We start from the raw sequence: 20,383 nt of genomic DNA, 5'->3' as shown, positions 1-20,383 counted from the left end.
GCGGTTGAGAGGCTCAGGGGGCGGCGAAGAAGGTCATGGTTCGGGTGACCAGGTTGGTCTTGTCAGGTGCGGTGCCGTAGGCCTCCAAGGGGAAAGCGAGGAAGACGACCTTGTAGCTGCCTGCGAAGGACAGGGCGTCTGCCTGAGTGGCGTCGTCGGTGAAGGCCGGCAGCGCACCACCGTTCGGGGTGACCTGGTCTTCGAAGGCTGCGTCCAGGACCGAGTGGTCCAGCGGTACCGTGCCGATGCCGTCGGTCACCGGGTTGCCGGCGACGCCATGGACTGCGGCAGTGCCCTTGTCGTTCTGGGCTTCGGTACCGTCCCAGGTGATGTGCAGGTAGTCGTGCACGAACGCCGTCGTACCGGCCGCCTGGTCGAGAATGTCCTGGCCGGACATCAGCAGCCGTCCGCCGCCGTCCAGGAACGCCTGCAGCCGCGACTCGTACGGCGTGATCGGCGCCGGGTAGGTGTTCCCGGTGAACCAGACGAGGTTCCGGTGCGCCAGCAGGAAGTTCGCGGGAAGGTTGCTGTCGGCATCCAGGTCCCAGGTGTCGAACGAGACACCCGCGCCGGTCAGCGCGGCGGCGTACGAGGACTGTACGTCGGGCGCATTGCCGTCCTCGTCCACCAGCAGGGTGTCGACCGTGACCGCGATGGTCTTGATCGTCGCCGCCGCCGAGACCGCGGGGCTGCCGACCGAGGTCGCCGTGACCGTCGCGGTGTTGGTTCCGGTGGCTCCGGCCGGCACGGCCACCTTCACACAGACCGTCGCCGTCGCGCCCGGCGCCACAGTGGGCGTGGTCGGCTGCGGCGTCGTGCAGGTCGCGTCGAAGAAGCTGACGGGATCAGTTCCGCCACTGCTCGACAACGTGTAGCTGTCGGGTGTGAACCCAAGGTTCCTCACCGTCTCGGTGTAGGAGACGGAGGTGCCCGGCCGGCCGCCGTCGATCTGCGTCGCCGGAGTGAGGCTCACTCCGTACGCCGGGGCTATCGGCGTGGTCACCGGCGATCCGGTCGTGAACGGGCCTTGCGCCGACACCGCCCGGATACCGTCGTCGACGATCGCCGTCGTCACCCCGGAACCGATCTTCACCCTCAGGTGCACGGTGGTGCTGCCACCGGCCGGAACGGTCAGGCCGGTCCAGGTCGCGACGCCGCGCACGTTCGTCCCGCCGCTGTCGGCGGACAGGAAGGTCGTGTTCTTCGGCACCGGGTCGGTCAGCTTGACTCCGGTGGCGGCGGCGTTGCCAACGTTCGCGAGCGTGATCGTGTAGTCGAGCGTGCTCGACGGTCCGACCGGAACATCCGCGGCCGTCTTCGTGACGACCAGAGCGGGTACGGCCGCCGACGTGTCCGTACTCCGGAACGCCCCGCGCCCATGCGTTCCGGCGGCGAGGACCCGGTGCGACGGGTCGAGATCGAGCTGCCAGATCGCGATCTCGGGGATCCCCGAGCCCAGCGGAGCCCAGTGCCTGCCTCCGTCATGGGTGACGAACGGGCCCACGTCCGTCCCGGCGTACAGGGTGTCCGCGTACGACGGGTCGAGGATGATCGAGTTCACCGGGCTGTCCGGCAGGTTGGAGGTGATGTCCTTCCAGTCCTTGCCACCGTTCGTCGTCTTGAAGACATGACCTGGGTGGGCCGGAGTGGCGGAGTCGAAGCCGGCGAACGACGCATAGGCGATCCGGTAGTTGCTGCGGTCTACGGCGAACTGGGTCACCGGCCGCTTCGGCAGCTGTCCCTTGTCCACCCGGGTCCACGACGGCGTGTCACTGACCTGCGCATCCGGACTGACGTAGACGTAGCCGTCTTCCGCACCGGTGTAGGCCGCGTCGCCGCCGCCCATGCCGACGGCGGAGATGACACACCCACGCCCGCCGTTCGGCGCCTCGCCGGTGCAGCCGCTGGTCAGGTCCGGGCTGATGGGCTTCCACCGGACGTCACCGGCCGACGGCGCCTTCGCGTTGTCGGTCCGGTACAGCCGGTACGTGCCCAGCATGAGCTGGTTGGTCTTGCGCTGGTTCTGTACCCAGGGAGCGTAGAAATCGGAACGGTCGGTCAGGTCGATCCCGGACCTGATGAACTGGTTGCTGAAGAAGGTGAGGCCGCCATCGGTGTACCGGTACGGCGAGATGCCGAAGTAGGTGCCGTAGACGTAGTTCGCGTCGGCCGGATCGACCAGGACCTGTCCGCCGTCACCGCTGGCGACATCGAACCAGCTCGCCGAGGCCGTCGACTTGCGGTCGGTGCCGTTGTCCTGGGTACCACCCCAGACCCGCCCGGGGACGGTCGGCGCGTTCGCGATGGAGGTGAACTGGCCCAGCTGCAGGCCGGTCCGATGGGTCACGGCCGCGGTGTCGGGATCGACCGTCCCGTTGAGGTTCTGCCACGTCACCGCGCTGACCGGGTCGGTCGCGTTCGGGCGGCCACCGCGGTCACCGGAGTACCAGACGCCGCCGTCCGAGCCGATCAGGACGTGGGCCGGGTTCGCCGGGTCGTAGGCGATGGCGTGGAAGTCGGGGTGCTGGTCCCAGCCGAGGTTCTTCCAGGTCTGGCCGCCGTCGTCGGACCGGAAGATGCCGCCCGAACCGATCGCGTAGTTGAACTGTCCGGCCGCATAGACGATGTCGGGGTTGACCGGATCGGCGACGATGACGTTGTCGTACGAGCACTGCTCGGCGCAGTAGTCCTCGACCGTGTCGTCTCCCGTGCCCGGGGCCGTGATCGACCAGCTCGCACCCTCGTTGGTGGACTTGAAGACTCGCGCCGGCTGATCGGTCCAGGTGAAGCCCGCGTAGAGGACCGCGCTGTGGCCCGCGGGATGAGAGATCCCGAGCGAGAAGCGGGTGGCAGTCGCGGCATAGTCGACCGCCGGGAGGCCCGTCATGATCGGTGCCCAGTGCCGGCCGGCATCGGTGCTCTTGTAGATCGCGTCGCCCCAGAACGAGCTGTAGAGAACGTTCGGGTTCTGCGGGTCGATCTCGAGGTCGGTCGCACCGTTGGACGCGGACTTCGCGACCTTCAGGATCCGCCAGCTCGTACCGCCGTCGGTGGACTCCCAGACGCCGTACCGCGAGTGGTCCGGCGGCGTGGTCCGTCGTGCGCCTCCACGGCCGCGGAGGATCGCGGCGTACAGGTGGCTGGCGTTGCGCGGGTCGACGACCAGGGCCGAGGTCGAGACGCCCTCGAAGAAGTCGCCCGACACGTGCGCCCAGTGCTGGCCGCCGTCGGTCGACTTCAGGACGCCGTTGCCGAAGTAGCTGTCACCGGACAACGCGCCCTCGCCGGTACCGGCGTACACGATCGCGTCGTTCGACGGTGCGACGGCCAGCGCGCCGATGGCCAGCGATGGGAGGTCATCGGTCTTGGTCGACCACGAGCCGCTCGCCTGGTCGTACAGCCAGATCCCGCCTTGCGCACCGCCCAGGATGAACTGGCCGTTGCTCGGGCGGATCGCGAGGGCGCCGATCCTGCCGCTCATCGCGGTGAAGATCGGCGTGCTCCGGGTCACCTGGACGATCGGGTCGGGGCCCAGGCCGGTCCACGGACCGGTGAAGGTCGCCGGGCCCGGGCTCTTCGTGCGCTGCCGTCGCTGTTGCCCGGCATTGAGGGCCGCGACAGCGCGGAGCGCGCCCGCGCGCTGATTGTCGAGCTTCTGGTCGCCGGCGGTCCGCCTGCTCATGAAGAAGAAGTCCCGCTCGAGGAACGCCTGTTCGTCCTTCTCGCTCACCCGCGGCGGTCTGGTGCCCGGGATCAGCGTCGGGGTGTCGTCGACCGGCGGCGCGCCGGTTGCACCGACTGGCGCCAGCAACAGACCCGCGACGAGTACCGCCGAGCCGAGTGTTCCTCCTGCGACCTGCTTCCGCCCGATTGCCATAGTGCACTCCCCTTGACGATCCCCCGAGAGCGCGTGCAGACAGATTTGTCTCCATCCGCCAGTTGGTCACTCGCGGCTGCGGGTGTCAAGAGCCCGCGCCCCAGCAGCAGTGGCTGCCGGGCCGCGGCTCGTGCAGGTCAGTTCCGGTAGCGGAAGGTGATTCGGCCGCGCGTCAGGTCGTAGGGGCTCAGCTCGACCAGGACGCGGTCCTCGGGGAGGATTTTGATGTAGTTCTTGCGAATCTTGCCGGAGATGTGGGCCAGGACCTTGTGGCCGTTGGTGAGTTCGACCCGGAAGTTGGCGTTGCGAAGACACTCGACCACAGTGCCCTCGACCTCGATACCACCTGTTGCTTTGGGCATCATCAAACCTCCCGGCTGACGAGCTCGAGAGTGGTACCCGTCCTGCGCGCTCCCAGACTCTCGAAGAGCCCCAGAGCGGCCTTGTTGGATTCATCCACCTCCGCCGTGACGGCTTCGAATCCAGCACTGTGCAGGCCCTGCAGCACGTGAGTCAGCAGCGCCCGGCCAATGCCGTGCCATTGTTCGTCAACCAGGACCGCGACCAGCCCGATCCGGGGCCGCCGTGTCCTGGTCGCCACCCGGACCATACCGACGTACCGACCATCGTGAATCGCGACCGTGTACTTCGATGCATTCATCGGCCGCGTACCGCCCTGCCACGGCAGCACCTCCGCCGGCATCGTCTGCCAGCCGACGGCGGCCTCGACCTCGGCCCGAATCGCCTTGTCCAGCAGCCGAAGCGGCCCCTCGTCGGCGCCCGCGATCACCACGTCCGGAGGAATCGGTCCGACCGGCAGATCGGTCGGTACCACGAACTCGTACTCGCGACGCGAAGTCGCGAACCCGGCCCGCTCCCAACCAGCCCTCAGGTCACGATCGTTCTCGTCGACAACCGTGTACAAAAGCTCCGACTGGTCAGCCAGCATCGCCGCGGCGAGCTGGTCGAAGATCGCGTCGCGCCAGGTGTCGATGCTGACGAAGGTACGGCCGTCGAGCCGGCGTGAAGCGTGCCCGCGTCCGACGACCAGGTCGTTCTCCACGGCGTGCCACTGGTTGTCGGCGACCCGCGAGATCGTGACCGCCTCGGCGCCGGGGCCGTGCGGTGTGTAAGGCAAAGTGTTCATAGGTGTGTTCCTTCCGGGAGTGCCGAAGATTTCTCGGGGCGCTCCCGGCGACACCTATGTCAGTCGCCCGCCCGTGACCACGAGAGGGGACGCACCCACTGCGCTACAGCGTTCATGGGTTCCCACCTCCAAGCGTGATGTCACGGACGACGGAACGGTACCAACCGCCGCCTCATGCCGACCACTCATTTATCCAAGCCCCACCAGCCGACCCAGCGCCGGCATGGTGTGCAACCGCGGAATGCCGGCCGGAATCGAGTGCTTGTCGGTGTCGTCGCTGGTGAACAATGCGGTCTGCAGGCCCAGCTCCCGCGCAGGGAGGAGATTGGGCCCGCGGTCGTCGACGAACAGGACGGTCGACGGATCGACGTCCAAGCCTCGGAGCACTGCCTGGTACGCCCGCGGATCCGGTTTGCGAACGCCGAGCTCGGCGCTGACGTACCAGTCCTGGAGGTAGCGATCGAGGCCGAACCGTTCGCGGAGGATCACAGACCACTCCGCAGCATCGTTGGTCAGGCAGGCCAACCTCACCCCGGCTGACGAGAGCTGCTCCAGCAGCGGGATGAGTCCGGTAGTCAGCTCATGCGCCGAGCAGTACTCGGTGTCGCTCGCCTCGTCCGCTACGCCCAGGGAGCTCCACAGCGTCGCAGTCGTCATCTCGCCGCGGGTGCAGGCGTGGTACGTCGCGAGGACTGTGGCGGGGGATTCGTTGCAGCCTTTGGTGGTCGTCAAGTGCGGAAGCCGGCGTGGACGTGGTCGTGGTGGGTTCGGTCGGAAAAGTAGGCGGAACCGGAGAGTTGGTACGGGCCGCCGACGTTGTAGGAGCCGAGGGTCTCGGCTGCTTGCATGTAGGTGGTGATGAGGGTGCGTGGGGTGGACGGGTTCACGACTGCTTGGCCGTTGATCTGCCAGGTGTCGAAGGCTCGGCCTTGGGGGTGGTCGCTGGGGCGGGTGGTGCCGAAGACGTTCAGGGGGTGGCCGGAGCGGAGGACGCTGATGCCGATTCGGTAGGTCTTCGCGAGGGTGAGCATCGCGGTGAGGACGGTGTCGTGGATGTTGCCTGAGCGGACGTCGGCAGCTGAGGCCGGCGGGAGGGTGATGCGGTCGTTGGCTAGTACCTGGCGGGCAGCCGCAGTGAGGGTGCGGGCGGGTGGACCGGGTTGCGCCGGGTGCTGGGACGTCACCCGCCAGGTGCGGCCCGATCGGGTCAGGCGTACGTCGACGGTGGTGCCGGCGGTGGTCAGCTTGCCGTGGGCGACGGAGTAGGTGCGGCAAGGGACGAGGACGCTGGCGGTGTCGGCCAGCAGGCCGCCGTACTGGGCGTCGATGATCTCGACGACGGTGTTCCGGCGGGTCAGGAGCTTCTGGACGGCTTGGACGGCGGCGAGTTTGGCTTCGGGGACGAGTTCGCCTCGGCCGGGGGTCCAGAGTTTGACGGATGGCAGAGCTGCAGGCGGCGGAGAGGCGGGAGACGCGGGTGTCGACGGCGCGGACGCCGAAGGAGCCGAAGGGGTTGAGGACCCAGGTGGGGTTGAGGACGCAGGAGGCGTCGAGGACGCGGGCGTGGTCGGGGGCGCCGTTGAGCTGCTCGACGAGTTGTCGGAGCTGCAGCCGGTCAGTGCGCCGGCGCCGAGGATCAGCAGGCCGCGGCGGGTGAGCCGCGACCTGCTGACGAAGGATCGGCTACTGGGTGACCCGGTAGACGTCAAAAACGCCCTCGACCGAACGGACCGCCTTCAACACGTGGCCCAGGTGCGTCGGATCGCCCATCTCGAAGGTGAACCGGGACTTGGCGATCCGGTCGCGCGTAGTGGTCAGCGCCGCCGACAGGATGTTCACGTGGTAGTCCGAGAGGACCCGGGTGATGTCGGACAGCAGACGAGCCCGGTCCAAGGCCTCGACCTGGATCGCGACCAGGAAGACGGATTGGGCGGTGGGCGCCCACTCGACCTCGACGATGCGCTCGGGCTGGGTCTGCAGGTTCTCCACGTTGGCGCAGTCGGCCCGGTGCACCGAGACGCCGGCGCCACGGGTCACCCAGCCGATGATCTCGTCGCCCGGCACCGGAGTACAGCAGCGGGCGAGCTTCGAGAGCACGTCCGTCGCGCCCTTGACGATGACGCCGGCATCGCCGCGCGCGGTCCGCTTGCGCCGCTCCCGGGTGGCCGGCAACCGCAGCCCCTCGGCGAGATCCTCGGCCGCACCCTCTTCGCCGCCATAGGTCTCGATCAGTCGCCGTACTACGGCCTGCGCACTCACGTGACTCTCGCCGACCGCGGCGTACAGGCCGGTCACGTCGGGGTAGCGCAGTGAGTTGGCGACCGCGGTCAGCGTCTCGTGCGAGAGCAGGCGCTGCAGCGGCAGGCCCTCCTTGCGGAGCTGCTTGGCGATCGCGTCCTTGCCGTGCTCGATCGCCTCGTCGCGGCGCTCCTTGGAGAACCAGTGCTTGATCTTGTTGCGTGCGCGCGGGCTCTTGACGAACATCAGCCAGTCGCGCGACGGCCCGGCGCCCTGCGCCTTCGAGGTGAAGACCTCGACGACGTCGCCGTTCTCCAGCGTGCTCTCCAGCGGCACCAGCCGCCCGTTCACCCGGGCGCCGATACATCGGTGCCCGACCTCGGTATGGATCGCGTAGGCGAAGTCGACCGGTGACGACCCGGTCGGCAGCGACATCACGTCGCCGCGCGGAGTGAAGACGTAGACCTCGGAGTTGTTGATCTCGAACCGCAGCGAGTCGAGGAACTCCGACGGATCGGAGGTCTCCCGCTGCCAGTCGACGAGCTGCCGCACCCAGGGCATCTCGTTCGGAGCGCCGATCTCGGTGGTCGGCGGCGCGCCCACCTCCGGCGCCGGCGCGTTCGGGTCTTCCTTGTACTTCCAGTGCGCGGCGATACCGTACTCAGCTCGCCGGTGCATCGAGAAGGACCGGATCTGCAGCTCCACCGGCTTGCCCTGCGGGCCGATCACGGTGGTGTGCAGCGACTGGTACATGTTGAACTTCGGCATCGCGATGTAGTCCTTGAACCGCCCGGGAACAGGGTTCCACCGGGCGTGCAGGACTCCGAGGGCCGCATAACAGTCGCGGACCGACTCGACCAGCACGCGGATGCCGACCAGGTCGTAGATGTCGCCGAACTCGCGGCCGCGGACGATCATCTTCTGGTAGATCGAGTAGTAGTGCTTCGGGCGGCCGGTGACGGTCGCCTTCACCTTGGCCGCGCGCAGGTCCTCGTGCACCTGGTCGATCACGGAGGCGAGGTACTCGTCGCGCGACGGAGCTCGCTCGGCCACCAGCCGGACGATCTCGTCGTACACCTTCGGGTGCAGGGTCGAGAAGGACAGGTCCTCGAGCTCCCACTTGATCGTGTTCATACCCAGCCGGTGGGCCAGCGGGGCGTAGATCTCGAGCGTCTCGCGGGCGATCCGCTCCTGCTTCTCCTGCCGCAGGAAGCCCAGCGTGCGCATGTTGTGCAGCCGGTCGGCGAGCTTGATCACCAGCACCCGGATGTCCTTGGCCATCGCGACGACCATCTTGCGGATCGTCTCGGCCTGCGCGGACTCGCCGTACTTGACCTTGTCCAGCTTGGTGACGCCGTCGACCAGCATCGCGATCTCTTCGCTGAAGTCCTTGGTCAGCTCGGCGATCGTGTAGTCGGTGTCCTCGACCGTGTCGTGCAGCAGCGCGGCGCACAGCGTCGGCGCGGTCATGCCCAGCTCGGCCAGGATGGTGGCCACCGCGAGCGGGTGCGTGATGTACGCATCGCCGCTCTTGCGGAGCTGGCCGGTGTGGTGCTTCTCGGCGGTCCGGTACGCCCGCTCGATCATCGCCAGGTCGGCCTTGGGGTGGGTCGCCCGGACCACCCGGAACAGCGGCTCGAGCATCGGCGCCCGGTTCGGGTGCCGGGTGCCGCCGAGGCGAGCCAGCCGGGCGCGGACCCGGGCCGGCGCGATTCTGGGCGGCTGCGCCGAGGGTGGCGGCGCGGCGGCTGGAGACGGCGATGGAGCGGCCACCGGGCGGCTCGCGGGAGCGCGCGGAGGATCGAGCGGCACCACGTCAGGTACCGCTGAAGTCATCGCCGGGTCTTCACCCACGTTGTTTCCCTCCGCCGACAGAGCACCAGTCTAGAGGGAAGGAACCAACGCGGCCGACACGGCCTGTGGACAACACGCCGATTTGATGTAGCCACTTGACTTCAGACAGTGACTAGCGTGTCCACGCGCTCCCCCGCCAGGCGCTCGCGCCCGGGCAGGAACGACAGCTCGATCAGTACCGAGGTGGCGACCACTTCGGCACTGCAGCGGCGTACCAGGCGCAGGCAGGCCTCGACCGTGCCGCCGGTGGCGAGCACGTCGTCGATCACCAGCACCCGGTCACCAGGCTGGAAAGCGTCCTGGTGGACCTCGATGGTCGCCTCGCCGTACTCCAGCGTATACGACTCCTCGTACGTCGCTGCCGGCAGCTTGCCCTTCTTGCGGACCGGCACGAAGCCGGTCCCGAGGGCCAGCGCGACCGGGGCGGCCAGGATGAAGCCACGTGCTTCGATCCCGACCACCTTGTCGACGACGACATTGCCGTCGGCATCGCGACCGGAGGCGGCCAGCGCCTCCACCACCTGGGTGAACCCGCTGTGGTCCGCCAGCAGCGGGGTGATGTCCTTGAACACCACCCCCGCCTGCGGGTAGTCCTGGATGTCGCGAATGCCGTCCTGCAGTACCTGTTCGAGCGAACGCATCAGCCGCGGGTCACTTGCTGCGCTTGGAGCGCGGCTTGCGGGCCGGCTGTGGTCGTCCTGCGGCACTCGTCGGCCGCACCGGGCGGCTCGACGCCGTCGGAGCACCGGCAGTCGCGCTGGCGGCCTTGGGCCGGTCCTGCACCCGGGCCGCGTCCGCCACGGTCGCGCCACCAACTGCCGCGCCGGCGGTGACCGGCGTACCGGCCGTTCCGCCAACTTGGGCGCGCTTGGCGAGCACCCGGCGGCTGAGGGCCTGCATGCCCGGCTCACGCTCCTTGAACAGAGCCAGCAGGGCCGGAGCGATGAAGATCGACGAGTACGCACCGACGGCGATACCGACGAACAGGGCCAGCGACAGGTCCTTCAGCGGACCGGTGCCCAGGACGACCGTACCGACGACCAGGATCGAGCCGACAGGCATCAGCGCGATCAACGTGGTGTTGATCGAGCGGACGATGGTCTGGTTGACGGCCAGGTTGGTCGCGTCGCTGTAGGTGTAGCGGTTCGACCCGGTGATGCCCCGGGTGTTCTCCCGGACCTTGTCGAACACCACGACCGTGTCGTACAGCGAGTAACCGAGGATGGTCAAGACGCCGATCACGGTGGCCGGCGTGACGTCGAAGCCGATCAGCGCGTAGACGCCGACCGTGATGAAGACGTCGTGGATCAGCGCGATGATCGCCGCCATCGACGCCTTGGGCTCGCGGAAGTACGCCCAGATCACGCCGAACACGAGGACCAGGAAGACGATCAGCGCCAGGATCGCCTTGTTCGCGATCTGGGAGCCCCAGGAGGCGCCGATCTGCTGGTTGCTGACCTGGTCGGTCGGAACCCCGACCTCCTTGCCGATCGCGGCCCGGACCTTGACGATGTCGTCCTGGCCGAGCGGCTTGGTCTGCACCCGGACCTGGTCGTCGCCGACCGTGGTAACGACCGGGTCGCCGAGGTCCTTGGCGTTGGTCGCCTTCACCGCCGAGGTGACGTCGTCGACCGTGTTGCTGGTGATCTTGACCTTGGCCTGGTACTCGACGCCGCCCTTGAACTCGATGCCGAGCGCCAGCCCCTTGGCCAGCAGCGCGGCCAGCGAGACGACGATCAGCACGATCGAGACGGTGAACCAGATCTTGCGCTTGCCGATGAAGTCGTAGGAGACCTCGCCGCGGTGCAACCGGGCACCGATGCTTCCGAGCTTCGACATCAGACCTCGCCTCCGACGGGCTTGGGCGTGGACTTCTTCGCGGCCGGGCGGGCCGATGGTTTCATCTGGCCGGGCAGCCGTTCGACGCCGAGATGCTCGGGATCGAGACCGGACAGCTTGTGCCCGTGGCCGAAGAAGTCGGTCCGGGCCAGTAGCGTCACGATCGGCTTGGTGAAGACGAACACGACGAACAGGTCGATCAGGGTGGTCAGGCCGAGCGTGAACGCGAAGCCCTTCACACTGCCGACCGCGAGGATGTAGAGCACCACGGCGGCGAGCAGCGAGATCGAGTCGGCCGCGATGATGGTGTGCTTGGCGCGGGCCCAGCCGGTCTCCACCGAGGAGCGCAGGCTTCGACCCTCGCGGACTTCGTCCCGCAATCGTTCGAAGTAGATGACGAACGAGTCCGCGGTGATACCGATCGCCACGATCAGACCGGCGATACCGGACAGCGTCAGCGAGAAGCCGATCGCCTTGCCGAGCAGCACCACCGACGCGTAGGTGAGCGCCGCCGCGACCAGCAGCGACATCACCACGACGATGCCCAGGCCGCGGTAGTACAGGAACGAGAAGAGCACGACGAGGCCGAGGCCGATCAGGCCCGCGGTGATACCGGCCGAAAGTTGGTCGCCACCGAGCTGGGCCGAGATCGTCTCGACCGAGGAGGTGTCGAACGCCACCGGCAGCGCACCGTACTTCAGCACGTTGCCCAGGTCGCGGGCCTCGGACTCGGTGAACGAGCCGGTGATCTGCGCCTGGCCACCGGGGATCGGCTGGCTCACGGTCGGGGTGGAGATGGTCACGCCGTCGAGCACGATCGCGAACAGGTTCGACGGCGGGGCGAGCTTGGAGATCGCGGTGGTGGCCTTGAGGAACTTGTCGCCGCCCTCACCGGTGAACTTCAGGTTGACCTGCCAGGCGACGCCGTTCTGCGGGATGGCCGCGGAGGCGTCGGACAGGTCGGTGCCCTTCAGGATCGCCGGGCCGAGCAGGTACTTCGTCGAGTAGTCCTGGCTGCAGGAGAACAGCGGCTTGTCGGCGGTGTCCTCCGGCTTCGGCTTTTCCTTGTCGCAGGTGAACGTCGCGAAGGCGGCAGTGGTGGCCGCGTCGGGCTTCCACGCCAGCGGGTCGCCGGTGACAGGTCCACCAGGGATCGTCGACGGGGTCGGCGTGGCCGGTGTGCTCGGCTTGGGGGTCGGCGTCGACGGCTTGGGCGTCGGCGTCGGGGTGGCCTGACCCAGAACGCTGCTCCAGGCCCGGCCGTTCGGCGTGGCGGGGCTCGACGGCTTGATCGTGCTGGACGGCTTCGGCGTCGTGCTCGGCTTCGGCGTGGTCGACGGCTTGCCGGTCGGCGTCGGCGACGGCGGCGCGGGCGGCAGCGGCTGGCCGGCCTGCTGGTCGTAGACGATCCGGAAGTACAGCAGCGCGGTCTGGCCGACCTGCTTGACCAGGGCATCCTGGTTGGCGCCCGGCACCGAGACGGTGATGTGGTTCTTGCCGGAGGTCGCGACCTCGGCCTCACCGACACCGGCACCGTTCACCCGCTGGGAGATGATGTTCTTCGCCTCGGACAGCTGCTCGGCTGTCGGGTCGCCGCCACCGCCGACGTTGCTGGCCGTCAGCGTGACGGTGGTACCGCCGCGCAGGTCCAGGCCGAGCTTGGGCGACCAGGTCTTGGCGATCGCCATGATCCCGAACAACAGGACCAGGATGGCTGCCAGGACGATCAGGTTCCTGCCGGGGCGGGATGTCGTCGTCGTTGCCACGTCAAATTCTTCCTTGCGCTACTGGGCGCGCTCGGGCATCACCGTGATGCCCGTGCGCCGCACGCCGATAGGACGGGGTGGATCAGTTCTCGGTGTGCGTAGGGGGCAGCTTGGGCTTGTCCTGGACCTTGTCGGCGCCGGCGTCCGGCACCTCCACGGACTCCTTGACGTCAGCCTGCTCCGTCGCGGTCTCCTCGGCGGCCTCATCCGCCGGCTCGTCCGCCGCCACGTCCTCGGTCTCCTCGGGGAGGACCCGGCCGATCGCGGCCTTCACGAACTGGACCAGCACGCCGTCGGAGATCTCCAGCGTCACGTACTCGTCGTCGACCTCCTCGACGATGCCGACCTGGCCGCTGGTGGTGATCACCTTGGTACCCGGCTGGAGGGCGGCGACCGTCTCGGCCTGCCTGGCCTTCTGCTTGCGCTGGGTACGGCTCATGAACCAGATCATCCCGACGATCAGGATCAGCGGGAGCAGGAGCGTGATGCCCCCACCGCCGGAGGAGGCCATCGGTGCGGCGATCAATACCATCGGGACTCAGAATCCTTCGTCGAGAGTACGGGTGCCCCGCACGCTCTGCTCGAGCGCGCAGGGTCGTTGCGGGATGGCCCGGGTACGGGCCACCGGGGAGTCTAACGCGTGAGCGGCAACAAGTACCTCATGACTGCGGGTCACGTTTGAGTTACTCGTTATCCGTACAACGTCGGCGATCGCCGGATGGTGCCCGGCTACTCGTCCTCGGTGTCGAAAAGGGTGTCCGCGAAAGTCGCGCCTTTCGGCACCGCCAGGCCGAGGTGGCGCCAGGCGGCCGGGGTGGCGACGCGGCCGCGCGGAGTACGCGCGAGGTAGCCGGAGCGGACCAGGAACGGTTCCGCCACCTCTTCTACGGTTTCGCGCTCCTCACCGACCGCGACCGCGAGCGTGGACAGGCCGACCGGTCCCCCGCCGAAGCGGCGGCAGAGCGCGTCCAGGACCGACCGGTCGAGCCGGTCGAGGCCCATCCGGTCCACCTCGTACAGCTCCAGCGCGGCCTTCGAGAGCGCGATCGTGACGATCCCGTCGGCTCGTACCTCTGCGTAGTCGCGGACCCGGCGGAGCAGCCGGTTCGCGATCCGGGGTGTGCCGCGGGAGCGGGAGGCGATCTCGGCGGCCGCCTCCTTGGTGATGTCGACGTCCAGCAACGCCGCCGAGCGGTTGATGATCTTCTCCAGCTCGGCCGACTCGTAGAACTCCAGATGCCCGGTGAAGCCGAACCTGTCCCGTAGCGGTCCCGGCAGCAGGCCGGCCCGGGTGGTCGCGCCGACCAGCGTGAACGGCGGGATCTCCAGCGGGATGGCGGTCGCACCGGGGCCCTTGCCGACGATGACGTCGACGCGGAAGTCCTCCATCGCCATGTAGAGCAGCTCTTCGGCCGGGCGGGACATCCGGTGGATCTCGTCGAGGAACAGGACCTCGCCCTCGTTCAGCCCGGACAGGATCGCGGCCAGGTCGCCGGCGTGCTGGATCGCCGGGCCGCTGGTGATCCGCAGCGGGGCGGAGAGCTCGGCCGCGATGATCATGGCGAGCGTCGTCTTGCCCAGGCCGGGTGGACCGGACAGCAGCACGTGGTCGGGCGCGCGGTTGCGGCCGCGGGCGGCGTGCAGGACCAGCTCGAGTTGCTCGCTGACCCGGCGCTGCCCGCCGAACTCGGCCAGCGTGCGCGGGCGCAACGCGGACTCGATCTTCCGTTCCTCGATGTCCATCGCATCCGCGGACACCAGCGGGCGAACGTTGTCGTCCATTTGCTTTATGCCTTCGAGAGCGCGCGGAGGGCGGCCCGGAGCAGGTCAGGCACGGACGGTTCGGTGTCGCCCTGGGCAAGCGGTGAGACGGCGATGACCGCGTCGTCGGCGTCGCGGGCGGACCAGCCGAGGCCGACCAGACCGGCATGTACTTGCTCGCGCCAGACCTCGGTCGTTGCCAACGGGCGGCCGGACACCGTGCGGGAGGGGGCGCCAATCTTGTCCTTCAGCTCCAGGACGAGGCGTTGGGCGACCTTCTTGCCGACGCCGGGGATCTTCACCAGCATGGCGAGGTCTTCGGCAGCGACGGCTTGCCGGAGTTGGTCGGGGCTCAGGACGGCGAGGGCCGCTTGGGCCAGCTTCGGGCCGACGCCCGATGCGGTCTGCAGCAGCTCGAACAGCTCCTTCTCGTCGGTGTCCGAGAAGCCGTACAACGTCAGGGAGTCCTCGCGCACGACCATCGAGGTGGCGAGCTTGAACTCCTGGCCGGGGCGCAGCGTCGCCAAGGTGCCGGGGTGGCAGTAGAGCTGCAGCCCGACTCCCCCGACCTCGATCACACAACTATCCAGCCCGATCGCGGCCACCGGGCCACGCACGAACGCGATCATCTTTCCCCTCCAGTAGTCATCGTCGGCCTTCTTGGGCGGCTACTGCGGCGCGCAGTCTTGCTACCTGGAGGCGGGATTGTGCTTGGGCCAGCGCTTCGAGGTTGGCTCGGCTGCCGGCGGCTTCTTCCAGGCGGCTTGTCACTCCGCCTCGCCAGACGTGGCAGATCGCCAGGGCTAGGGCGTCGGCGGCGTCGGCCGGGGTCGGGCGCTCGGCCAGCTTGAGGATGCGGGTCACCATCGTGGTCACCTGCTCCTTGCCGGCCCGGCCGGAGCCGGTGACCGCAGCCTTCACCTCACTCGGTGTATGCAGCGCCACCGGCAGCCCACGCCGGGCAGCAACCACCATCGCCACCCCGGACGCCTGCGCCGTGCCCATCACCGTCCGCACGTTCTGCTGGGCGAACACCCGCTCGACCGCGACCGCGTCCGGCCGGTGCTCGACGATCCACTCCTCCAGCTCGGCCTCGATCCGGACCAGCCGCTTGGCGACGTCCAGATCGGCCGGCGTCCGGATCACTCCGACCGCGATCATCTTCGGCGGCCGCCCAGGGCTGCCTTCGACGACACCGAGACCACACCGGGTCAGTCCCGGGTCGACACCGAGCACGCGCACTGGATCACCTCCGAACGTTTGTTCGACAAACCCTAGACGCCCACCCGGAAGCAGATGAAATCGACGCGCCCAGGACCTGTGGACAACCTCAGAAGTAGTCGAGCATGTACGACGTCGAGCCCGAGAAGGCCGTATCGATCGCCCCGTCGTCGGCGGCCGCGCCACCCCACGCCAGCCCGGCCTTGCGCACGGCAGCCAGGGGCGTACCGGCGTACAGGGCGGTCAGGCCGCGGGAGCCGAGGCGTAGGGCGTCGCCGGCGGACTCGACCCGTGTCAGGGAGCCGGAGCCGCCGGAGACGGACAGGTGCCAGCGGCCGGTGTTGGCGCTGAGTTCGGAGTCGTCGAGGTCCAGGTCGACCTCCAGCGAGGCGCCCAGCGCGAAGCCGCGAGCGGAGATGGCTGCCGGCGCGTCCAGCACCCGCAGCATCCAGCGCTCGATCAGCGCGTGCTTGTCCGCTTCCGTGGGGACCAGGAGGTGCGCAGGGTCTTCCGGCGACAGGTAGGCGTCCACATCGGTCGAGATGGAGGACCCCGAGCCGACCACCGCCCACAGGGCGCGCGCAGTAGCTTCAGAGCCTGCGATCAGCTCCTCCACGCGCAGCTTGCCGCTTTGCCAGCCGTAGACGACGAACCCGTCCTCAGCCAGGTAGCAGAAGCTGTTCTCCTCCCCCAGCCACTCGGCCACCTTCGTCTCGGGCCAGACCACTGGCCCGTTGCTCCGCCCAGTGCTGTGCAACTGCCCGGCGAGCTCAAGGAGGCGGCCGGCGTCGTCAGGACCGGCCCGGCGGACGCTGACCTCCTTGCCACCCAGTGAACGCAGGTCAGCCGCCGGGAAGGTGTACCGGTACCGTCCGCCGCCGAACTCGTACCCCAGATGCCGATAGATGACTGTGGTAGCCGGGTAGAGCCCCGACAACGGGTACCCATGCTCGACCGCCCGGGCAAGAATCCCCCGCATCACCATGCTGCCGACCCCACGCCCCCGGTACTCCGGTGCGACGACGACCCCGGCGACACCGGCCATCGGCACCTTGCGCCCGCTCCACCACTGCTCGAACGGCCAGTACCGGGCGGCGGCGACCACCTCGTCGCCATCCACTACACCGACTATCCGCCGGTCGGCGATCCAGGCCTGCGCATCCGCTTTCCACTCCTCACGACGCCCGGCCTCCAGCAACCCGAAGGAGCGCGATCGGACGCGCAGTACGTCGTCCAAGTGCTCGGTCTGGACATCTACCAACCGCATGTCGTCAGCCACGGTCAGACCCTACGACGCGGGCGGCCCGGAGTACCCCGGGTTTATTTCTTGTCGGTGACCCAGAGGTTGATCGTGCCCTGCACTACGACCGTCCCGTCGGTACGGGTCGCCTTGACCTGGACAGGGACGTCCGGGCCGGCCGTCCACGCGTCCGGGTCGGTCTCGGCCGAGCAGGTGAGGTCCGAGGTCGACTTGGCGAGATACGCGACCTCCATCCCCTTCGGCAGCCAGCGCTTGCCGGAAGGAATGGTCGCCTCGGCCAGGGCGCCCATGGCCGCCTCGAGGCCGTTGCAGACGGCGATCGCGTGCACGGTGCCGATGTGGTTCTGGACGGCCCGGCGCTTCGGTAGTACCAGGGAGGCGTAGTTCGGGCTCACCTGGACGAAGCGTGGGCGGACCGAGCGGAAGTACGGCGCCTTCAGCGTGAAGGCCAGCGAGAACAGCCGCGAACCGCCCGGAACCCCACGGAACTTCTCCCACATGTGCAGCACGTCGTTGGCCATGCCGCACATGTTACCCACGGGTAAAGCTAAATGTCAGCCGACCTCGGCCATGACCTCGTCGGAGACGTCGAAGTTGGCGTAGACGTTCTGGACGTCGTCGCTGTCCTCGAGGGCGTCGATCAGGCGGAAGATCTTGCCGGCGCCCTCGGCGTCCAGCTCGACCGTCATCGACGGGACGAAGGACGCGTCGGCCGACTCGTAGTCGATACCGGCGTCCTGCAACGCGGTCCGGACCTTGACCAGGTCGCTGGCCTCGCTGATCACCTCGAAGGACTCGCCCAGGTCGTTGACCTCGTCGGCGCCGGCCTCGAGCACGGCCTCCATCACGTCGTCCTCGGAGTAGGTCTTGCCGTCCTGCTCCTTGTTCACCACGATGACGCCCTTGCGGTTGAACAGGTAGGCGACGCTGTTCGGGTCGGCGAGCGAACCGCCGTTGCGGGTCATCGCAGTCCGGACGTCGGCCGCCGCGCGGTTGCGGTTGTCGGTCAGGCACTCGATCAGCATCGCGACGCCGTTCGGCCCGTAGCCCTCGTACGTGATCGACTGCCAGTCCGCGCCACCCGCCTCGGCACCGGAACCGCGCTTGACCGCGCGGTCGATGTTGTCGTTGGGGACCGACGACTTCTTCGCCTTCTGGACCGCGTCGTACAGGGTCGGGTTGCCCGCGAGGTCACCGCCGCCCGTCCGGGCGGCCACCTCGATGTTCTTGATCAGCTTCGCGAAGAGCTTGGCGCGCCTCGAGTCGATGACCGCTTTCTTGTGCTTGGTAGTGGCCCATTTGGAGTGGCCTGACATCGCGAACCCAACCCTTCTACCGCCTGCAACTGACCTAGAGGTCGCGCACCAGATCGGCGAAGTAGCCGTGCAGCCGAGCGTCACCCGTCATCTCGGGGTGGAACGACGTGGCCAGCAGCCGATCGTGGCGAACCGCGACGATCCTACCTGCGGCGGGGCCCGACCTCACCGTCGACAGTACTTCGACGTCGCGCCCGACGCGTTCCACCCAGGGTGCCCGGATGAACACCGCGTGGTACGGCGTGTCGAACGCGGCGAAGTCGAGATCCGCCTCGAACGAGTCGACCTGCCGTCCGAACGCGTTCCGGCGGACCGTCACGTCCAGGCCGCCGAGCGTCTCCTGGCCGTCGATCCCGCCGGTGATCTCGTTGGCCAGCATGATCATCCCGGCGCACGTGCCGAAGGTCGGCATCCCGTCCGCGATCCGCTTCTGCAGCGGCTCGAACAGCTCGAAGGTCCGGGCCAGCTTGTCCATCGTGGTCGACTCGCCACCGGGCAGCACCAGCCCGTCGACCTCGGCGAGCTCGGACGGCCGGCGTACCGGGCGCGCCTCGACGCCTACCTGGGCCAGCATGGCCAGGTGCTCACGCACGTTGCCCTGCAGCGCGAACACACCGATCACCGTCACAGCTGAACCCTCCGTTGCCAGTCGATGGTCACTTCGATCCGGCCCTCGTCGAAGACCGCCGGTAGGTCCCGCTCGTGCAGCAGAGCCAGTACGTCGTCCAGCAGCGACTCCCCCGGCGCGACGTTGGCCGTGTCGGGGTGCCAGACCTTCAACTCGAGCATGCTGAAGTCCACTGCGTGCCAGACGTCCGTGTCGGTGAAGAAGACCAGGCCCTTGGGGTCCGCGGCCGACTCCAGCACCGCACGTGCAGCGTGGTGATCCGACGTGTAGCGCACTACTACGACCCCTAGCGACTCCAGCTCGGCCAGTACTGCGTCCAGCCGGTCCGGGTCGGTCTCCTCAGCCCAGTCGGTCGAGTCGGCAGCTAGAGCCGTCACTGCCTCGTCCACGAGCTCCGGCACCAGTACGCCCGGGTCAGCCGCCGGGGCGTCCTCCTGCACAGCCTCCGTCAGGGCAGCCGTGACGGCGGCGCGGTCGGCGTACCCGGAGCGGACCAGGACGCGAGCAAGACCGCGCAACTCGCGCGCGGTCCGCTCACCTACTGCTTGCTCTGCCACCGGTGTTGCTTACCAGCCGCGCTCGGCGAGCCGGTGCGGCTGCGGGATCTCGTCGACGTTGATGCCGACCATGGCCTCGCCCAGCCCGCGGGAGACCTTGGCGAGCACGTCCGGATCGTCGTAGAACGTGGTGGCCTTCACGATCGCCTCGGCGCGCTGGGCCGGATTGCCGGACTTGAAGATGCCGGAGCCGACGAACACGCCCTCGGCGCCGAGCTGCATCATCATGGCCGCGTCGGCCGGGGTGGCGATGCCACCGGCGGTGAACAGTACGACCGGCAGCTTGCCGGCCACTGCGACCTCCTTGACCAGCTCGTACGGCGCCTGCAGCTCCTTCGCCGCGACGAACAGCTCGTCCTCGGGCAGGTTCTGCAGGTGGCGGAGCTGCTGGCGGATCTGGCGCATGTGGGTGGTCGCGTTGGACACGTCACCGGTGCCGGCCTCGCCCTTGGAGCGGATCATCGCCGCGCCCTCGGTGATCCGGCGCAGCGCCTCGCCCAGGTTGGTCGCGCCGCAGACGAACGGAACGGTGAAGTTCCACTTGTCGATGTGGTTGGCGTAGTCGGCCGGGGTGAGCACCTCGGACTCGTCGATGTAGTCGACACCGAGGCTCTGCAGGATCTGCGCCTCGACGAAGTGACCGATCCGGGCCTTGGCCATCACCGGGATCGACACGGTGTTGATGATGGATTCGATCATGTCCGGGTCGCTCATCCGGGAGACGCCGCCCTGGGCCCGGATGTCGGCCGGAACCCGCTCGAGCGCCATCACCGCGACGGCACCGGCGTCCTCGGCGATCTTGGCCTGCTCGGCGGTGACGACGTCCATGATCACGCCGCCCTTGAGCATCTCGGCCATCCCCCGCTTGACCTTGGCGGTACCGGTCTGCGGGGTGTTCTGGGTCTCGGTCACTGCATC

19 protein-coding genes are annotated in these 20,383 nt (G+C 68.4%); all 19 read right to left on the bottom strand.

The annotated features are described in order from the left end of the window. Nucleotides 1-13 precede the first annotated feature (13 nt). Nucleotides 14-3,877: a hypothetical protein gene (locus AB0M15_RS30690; RefSeq protein WP_363825529.1), complete on the bottom strand. Its 3,864-nt coding sequence runs from the start codon at nt 3,875-3,877 to the stop codon at nt 14-16. A 137-nt stretch (nt 3,878-4,014) separates the two neighbouring features. Beyond that, a complete protein-coding gene (gene infA / locus AB0M15_RS30685; protein ID WP_363825526.1) occupies nt 4,015-4,239 on the bottom strand; it encodes a translation initiation factor IF-1 in 225 nt (74 codons plus the stop codon). A gap of 2 nt (nt 4,240-4,241) precedes the next feature. After that, entirely contained in the window at nt 4,242-5,024 is a 783-nt protein-coding gene (locus tag AB0M15_RS30680; RefSeq protein WP_363825521.1) for a GNAT family N-acetyltransferase, read from the bottom strand. A gap of 189 nt (nt 5,025-5,213) precedes the next feature. Continuing rightward, nucleotides 5,214-5,756: an HAD-IA family hydrolase gene (locus AB0M15_RS30675; protein WP_363825518.1), complete on the bottom strand. Its 543-nt coding sequence runs from the start codon at nt 5,754-5,756 to the stop codon at nt 5,214-5,216. Continuing rightward, on the bottom strand, nt 5,753-6,733 hold the full coding sequence (locus AB0M15_RS30670) for a hypothetical protein (protein ID WP_363825516.1): 981 nt from the start codon (nt 6,731-6,733) through the stop codon (nt 5,753-5,755). The genes AB0M15_RS30675 and AB0M15_RS30670 overlap by 4 nt, the downstream gene beginning before the upstream one ends. Next, the gene (locus AB0M15_RS30665; protein WP_328335278.1) at nt 6,708-8,906 is read right to left on the bottom strand and encodes a bifunctional (p)ppGpp synthetase/guanosine-3',5'-bis(diphosphate) 3'-pyrophosphohydrolase; all 2,199 of its coding nucleotides are present in this window, start codon (nt 8,904-8,906) and stop codon (nt 6,708-6,710) included. Before AB0M15_RS30665 ends, AB0M15_RS30670 begins: the two co-directional genes overlap by 26 nt. 311 nt (nt 8,907-9,217) lie before the next feature. After that, a complete protein-coding gene (locus tag AB0M15_RS30660; RefSeq protein ID WP_363825513.1) occupies nt 9,218-9,757 on the bottom strand; it encodes an adenine phosphoribosyltransferase in 540 nt (179 codons plus the stop codon). Between the two features lie 10 nt (nt 9,758-9,767). After that, nucleotides 9,768-10,955 (bottom strand): protein translocase subunit SecF, encoded by a 1,188-nt coding sequence (gene secF / locus AB0M15_RS30655; RefSeq protein WP_363825511.1) that lies wholly within the window; start codon nt 10,953-10,955, stop codon nt 9,768-9,770. Then, the gene (secD, locus tag AB0M15_RS30650; RefSeq protein WP_363825508.1) at nt 10,955-12,721 is read right to left on the bottom strand and encodes a protein translocase subunit SecD; all 1,767 of its coding nucleotides are present in this window, start codon (nt 12,719-12,721) and stop codon (nt 10,955-10,957) included. The genes secF and secD overlap by 1 nt, the downstream gene beginning before the upstream one ends. Nucleotides 12,722-12,803: 82 nt before the next feature. Beyond that, a complete protein-coding gene (yajC, locus tag AB0M15_RS30645; protein ID WP_363825506.1) occupies nt 12,804-13,253 on the bottom strand; it encodes a preprotein translocase subunit YajC in 450 nt (149 codons plus the stop codon). A 197-nt stretch (nt 13,254-13,450) separates the two neighbouring features. After that, on the bottom strand, nt 13,451-14,503 hold the full coding sequence (gene ruvB / locus AB0M15_RS30640) for a Holliday junction branch migration DNA helicase RuvB (RefSeq protein ID WP_328325328.1): 1,053 nt from the start codon (nt 14,501-14,503) through the stop codon (nt 13,451-13,453). 5 nt (nt 14,504-14,508) lie between these two features. Further along, entirely contained in the window at nt 14,509-15,111 is a 603-nt protein-coding gene (ruvA, locus tag AB0M15_RS30635) for a Holliday junction branch migration protein RuvA (protein WP_363825501.1), read from the bottom strand. A 16-nt stretch (nt 15,112-15,127) separates the two neighbouring features. Next, complete coding sequence (ruvC, locus tag AB0M15_RS30630) at nt 15,128-15,724, bottom strand: crossover junction endodeoxyribonuclease RuvC (RefSeq protein WP_343966041.1); 597 nt, start codon at nt 15,722-15,724, stop codon at nt 15,128-15,130. Nucleotides 15,725-15,812: 88 nt separating this feature from the next. Beyond that, the gene (locus tag AB0M15_RS30625) at nt 15,813-16,982 is read right to left on the bottom strand and encodes a GNAT family N-acetyltransferase (protein ID WP_363825497.1); all 1,170 of its coding nucleotides are present in this window, start codon (nt 16,980-16,982) and stop codon (nt 15,813-15,815) included. Nucleotides 16,983-17,023: 41 nt separating this feature from the next. Further along, a complete protein-coding gene (locus AB0M15_RS30620; protein ID WP_363825494.1) occupies nt 17,024-17,485 on the bottom strand; it encodes a hotdog fold domain-containing protein in 462 nt (153 codons plus the stop codon). 33 nt (nt 17,486-17,518) lie between these two features. Beyond that, on the bottom strand, nt 17,519-18,280 hold the full coding sequence (locus AB0M15_RS30615; protein ID WP_363825491.1) for a YebC/PmpR family DNA-binding transcriptional regulator: 762 nt from the start codon (nt 18,278-18,280) through the stop codon (nt 17,519-17,521). 34 nt (nt 18,281-18,314) lie between these two features. Further along, nucleotides 18,315-18,908: a pyridoxal 5'-phosphate synthase glutaminase subunit PdxT gene (gene pdxT / locus AB0M15_RS30610; RefSeq protein WP_363825487.1), complete on the bottom strand. Its 594-nt coding sequence runs from the start codon at nt 18,906-18,908 to the stop codon at nt 18,315-18,317. Next, nucleotides 18,905-19,465, bottom strand: coding sequence for a hypothetical protein (locus AB0M15_RS30605; RefSeq protein ID WP_363825485.1), 561 nt, complete (start codon nt 19,463-19,465; stop codon nt 18,905-18,907). The genes pdxT and AB0M15_RS30605 overlap by 4 nt, the downstream gene beginning before the upstream one ends. A gap of 9 nt (nt 19,466-19,474) precedes the next feature. Further along, the gene (gene pdxS / locus AB0M15_RS30600; protein ID WP_363825482.1) at nt 19,475-20,377 is read right to left on the bottom strand and encodes a pyridoxal 5'-phosphate synthase lyase subunit PdxS; all 903 of its coding nucleotides are present in this window, start codon (nt 20,375-20,377) and stop codon (nt 19,475-19,477) included. Nucleotides 20,378-20,383 lie beyond the last annotated feature (6 nt).

Source organism: Kribbella sp. NPDC051718 (genome assembly GCF_040681515.1).
In the GTDB taxonomy this organism is placed as follows: Bacteria; Actinomycetota; Actinomycetes; order Propionibacteriales; family Kribbellaceae; genus Kribbella.
Note: the sequence above shows the minus strand (reverse complement) of the source record. Positions and strands in the feature narration are given on the sequence as shown.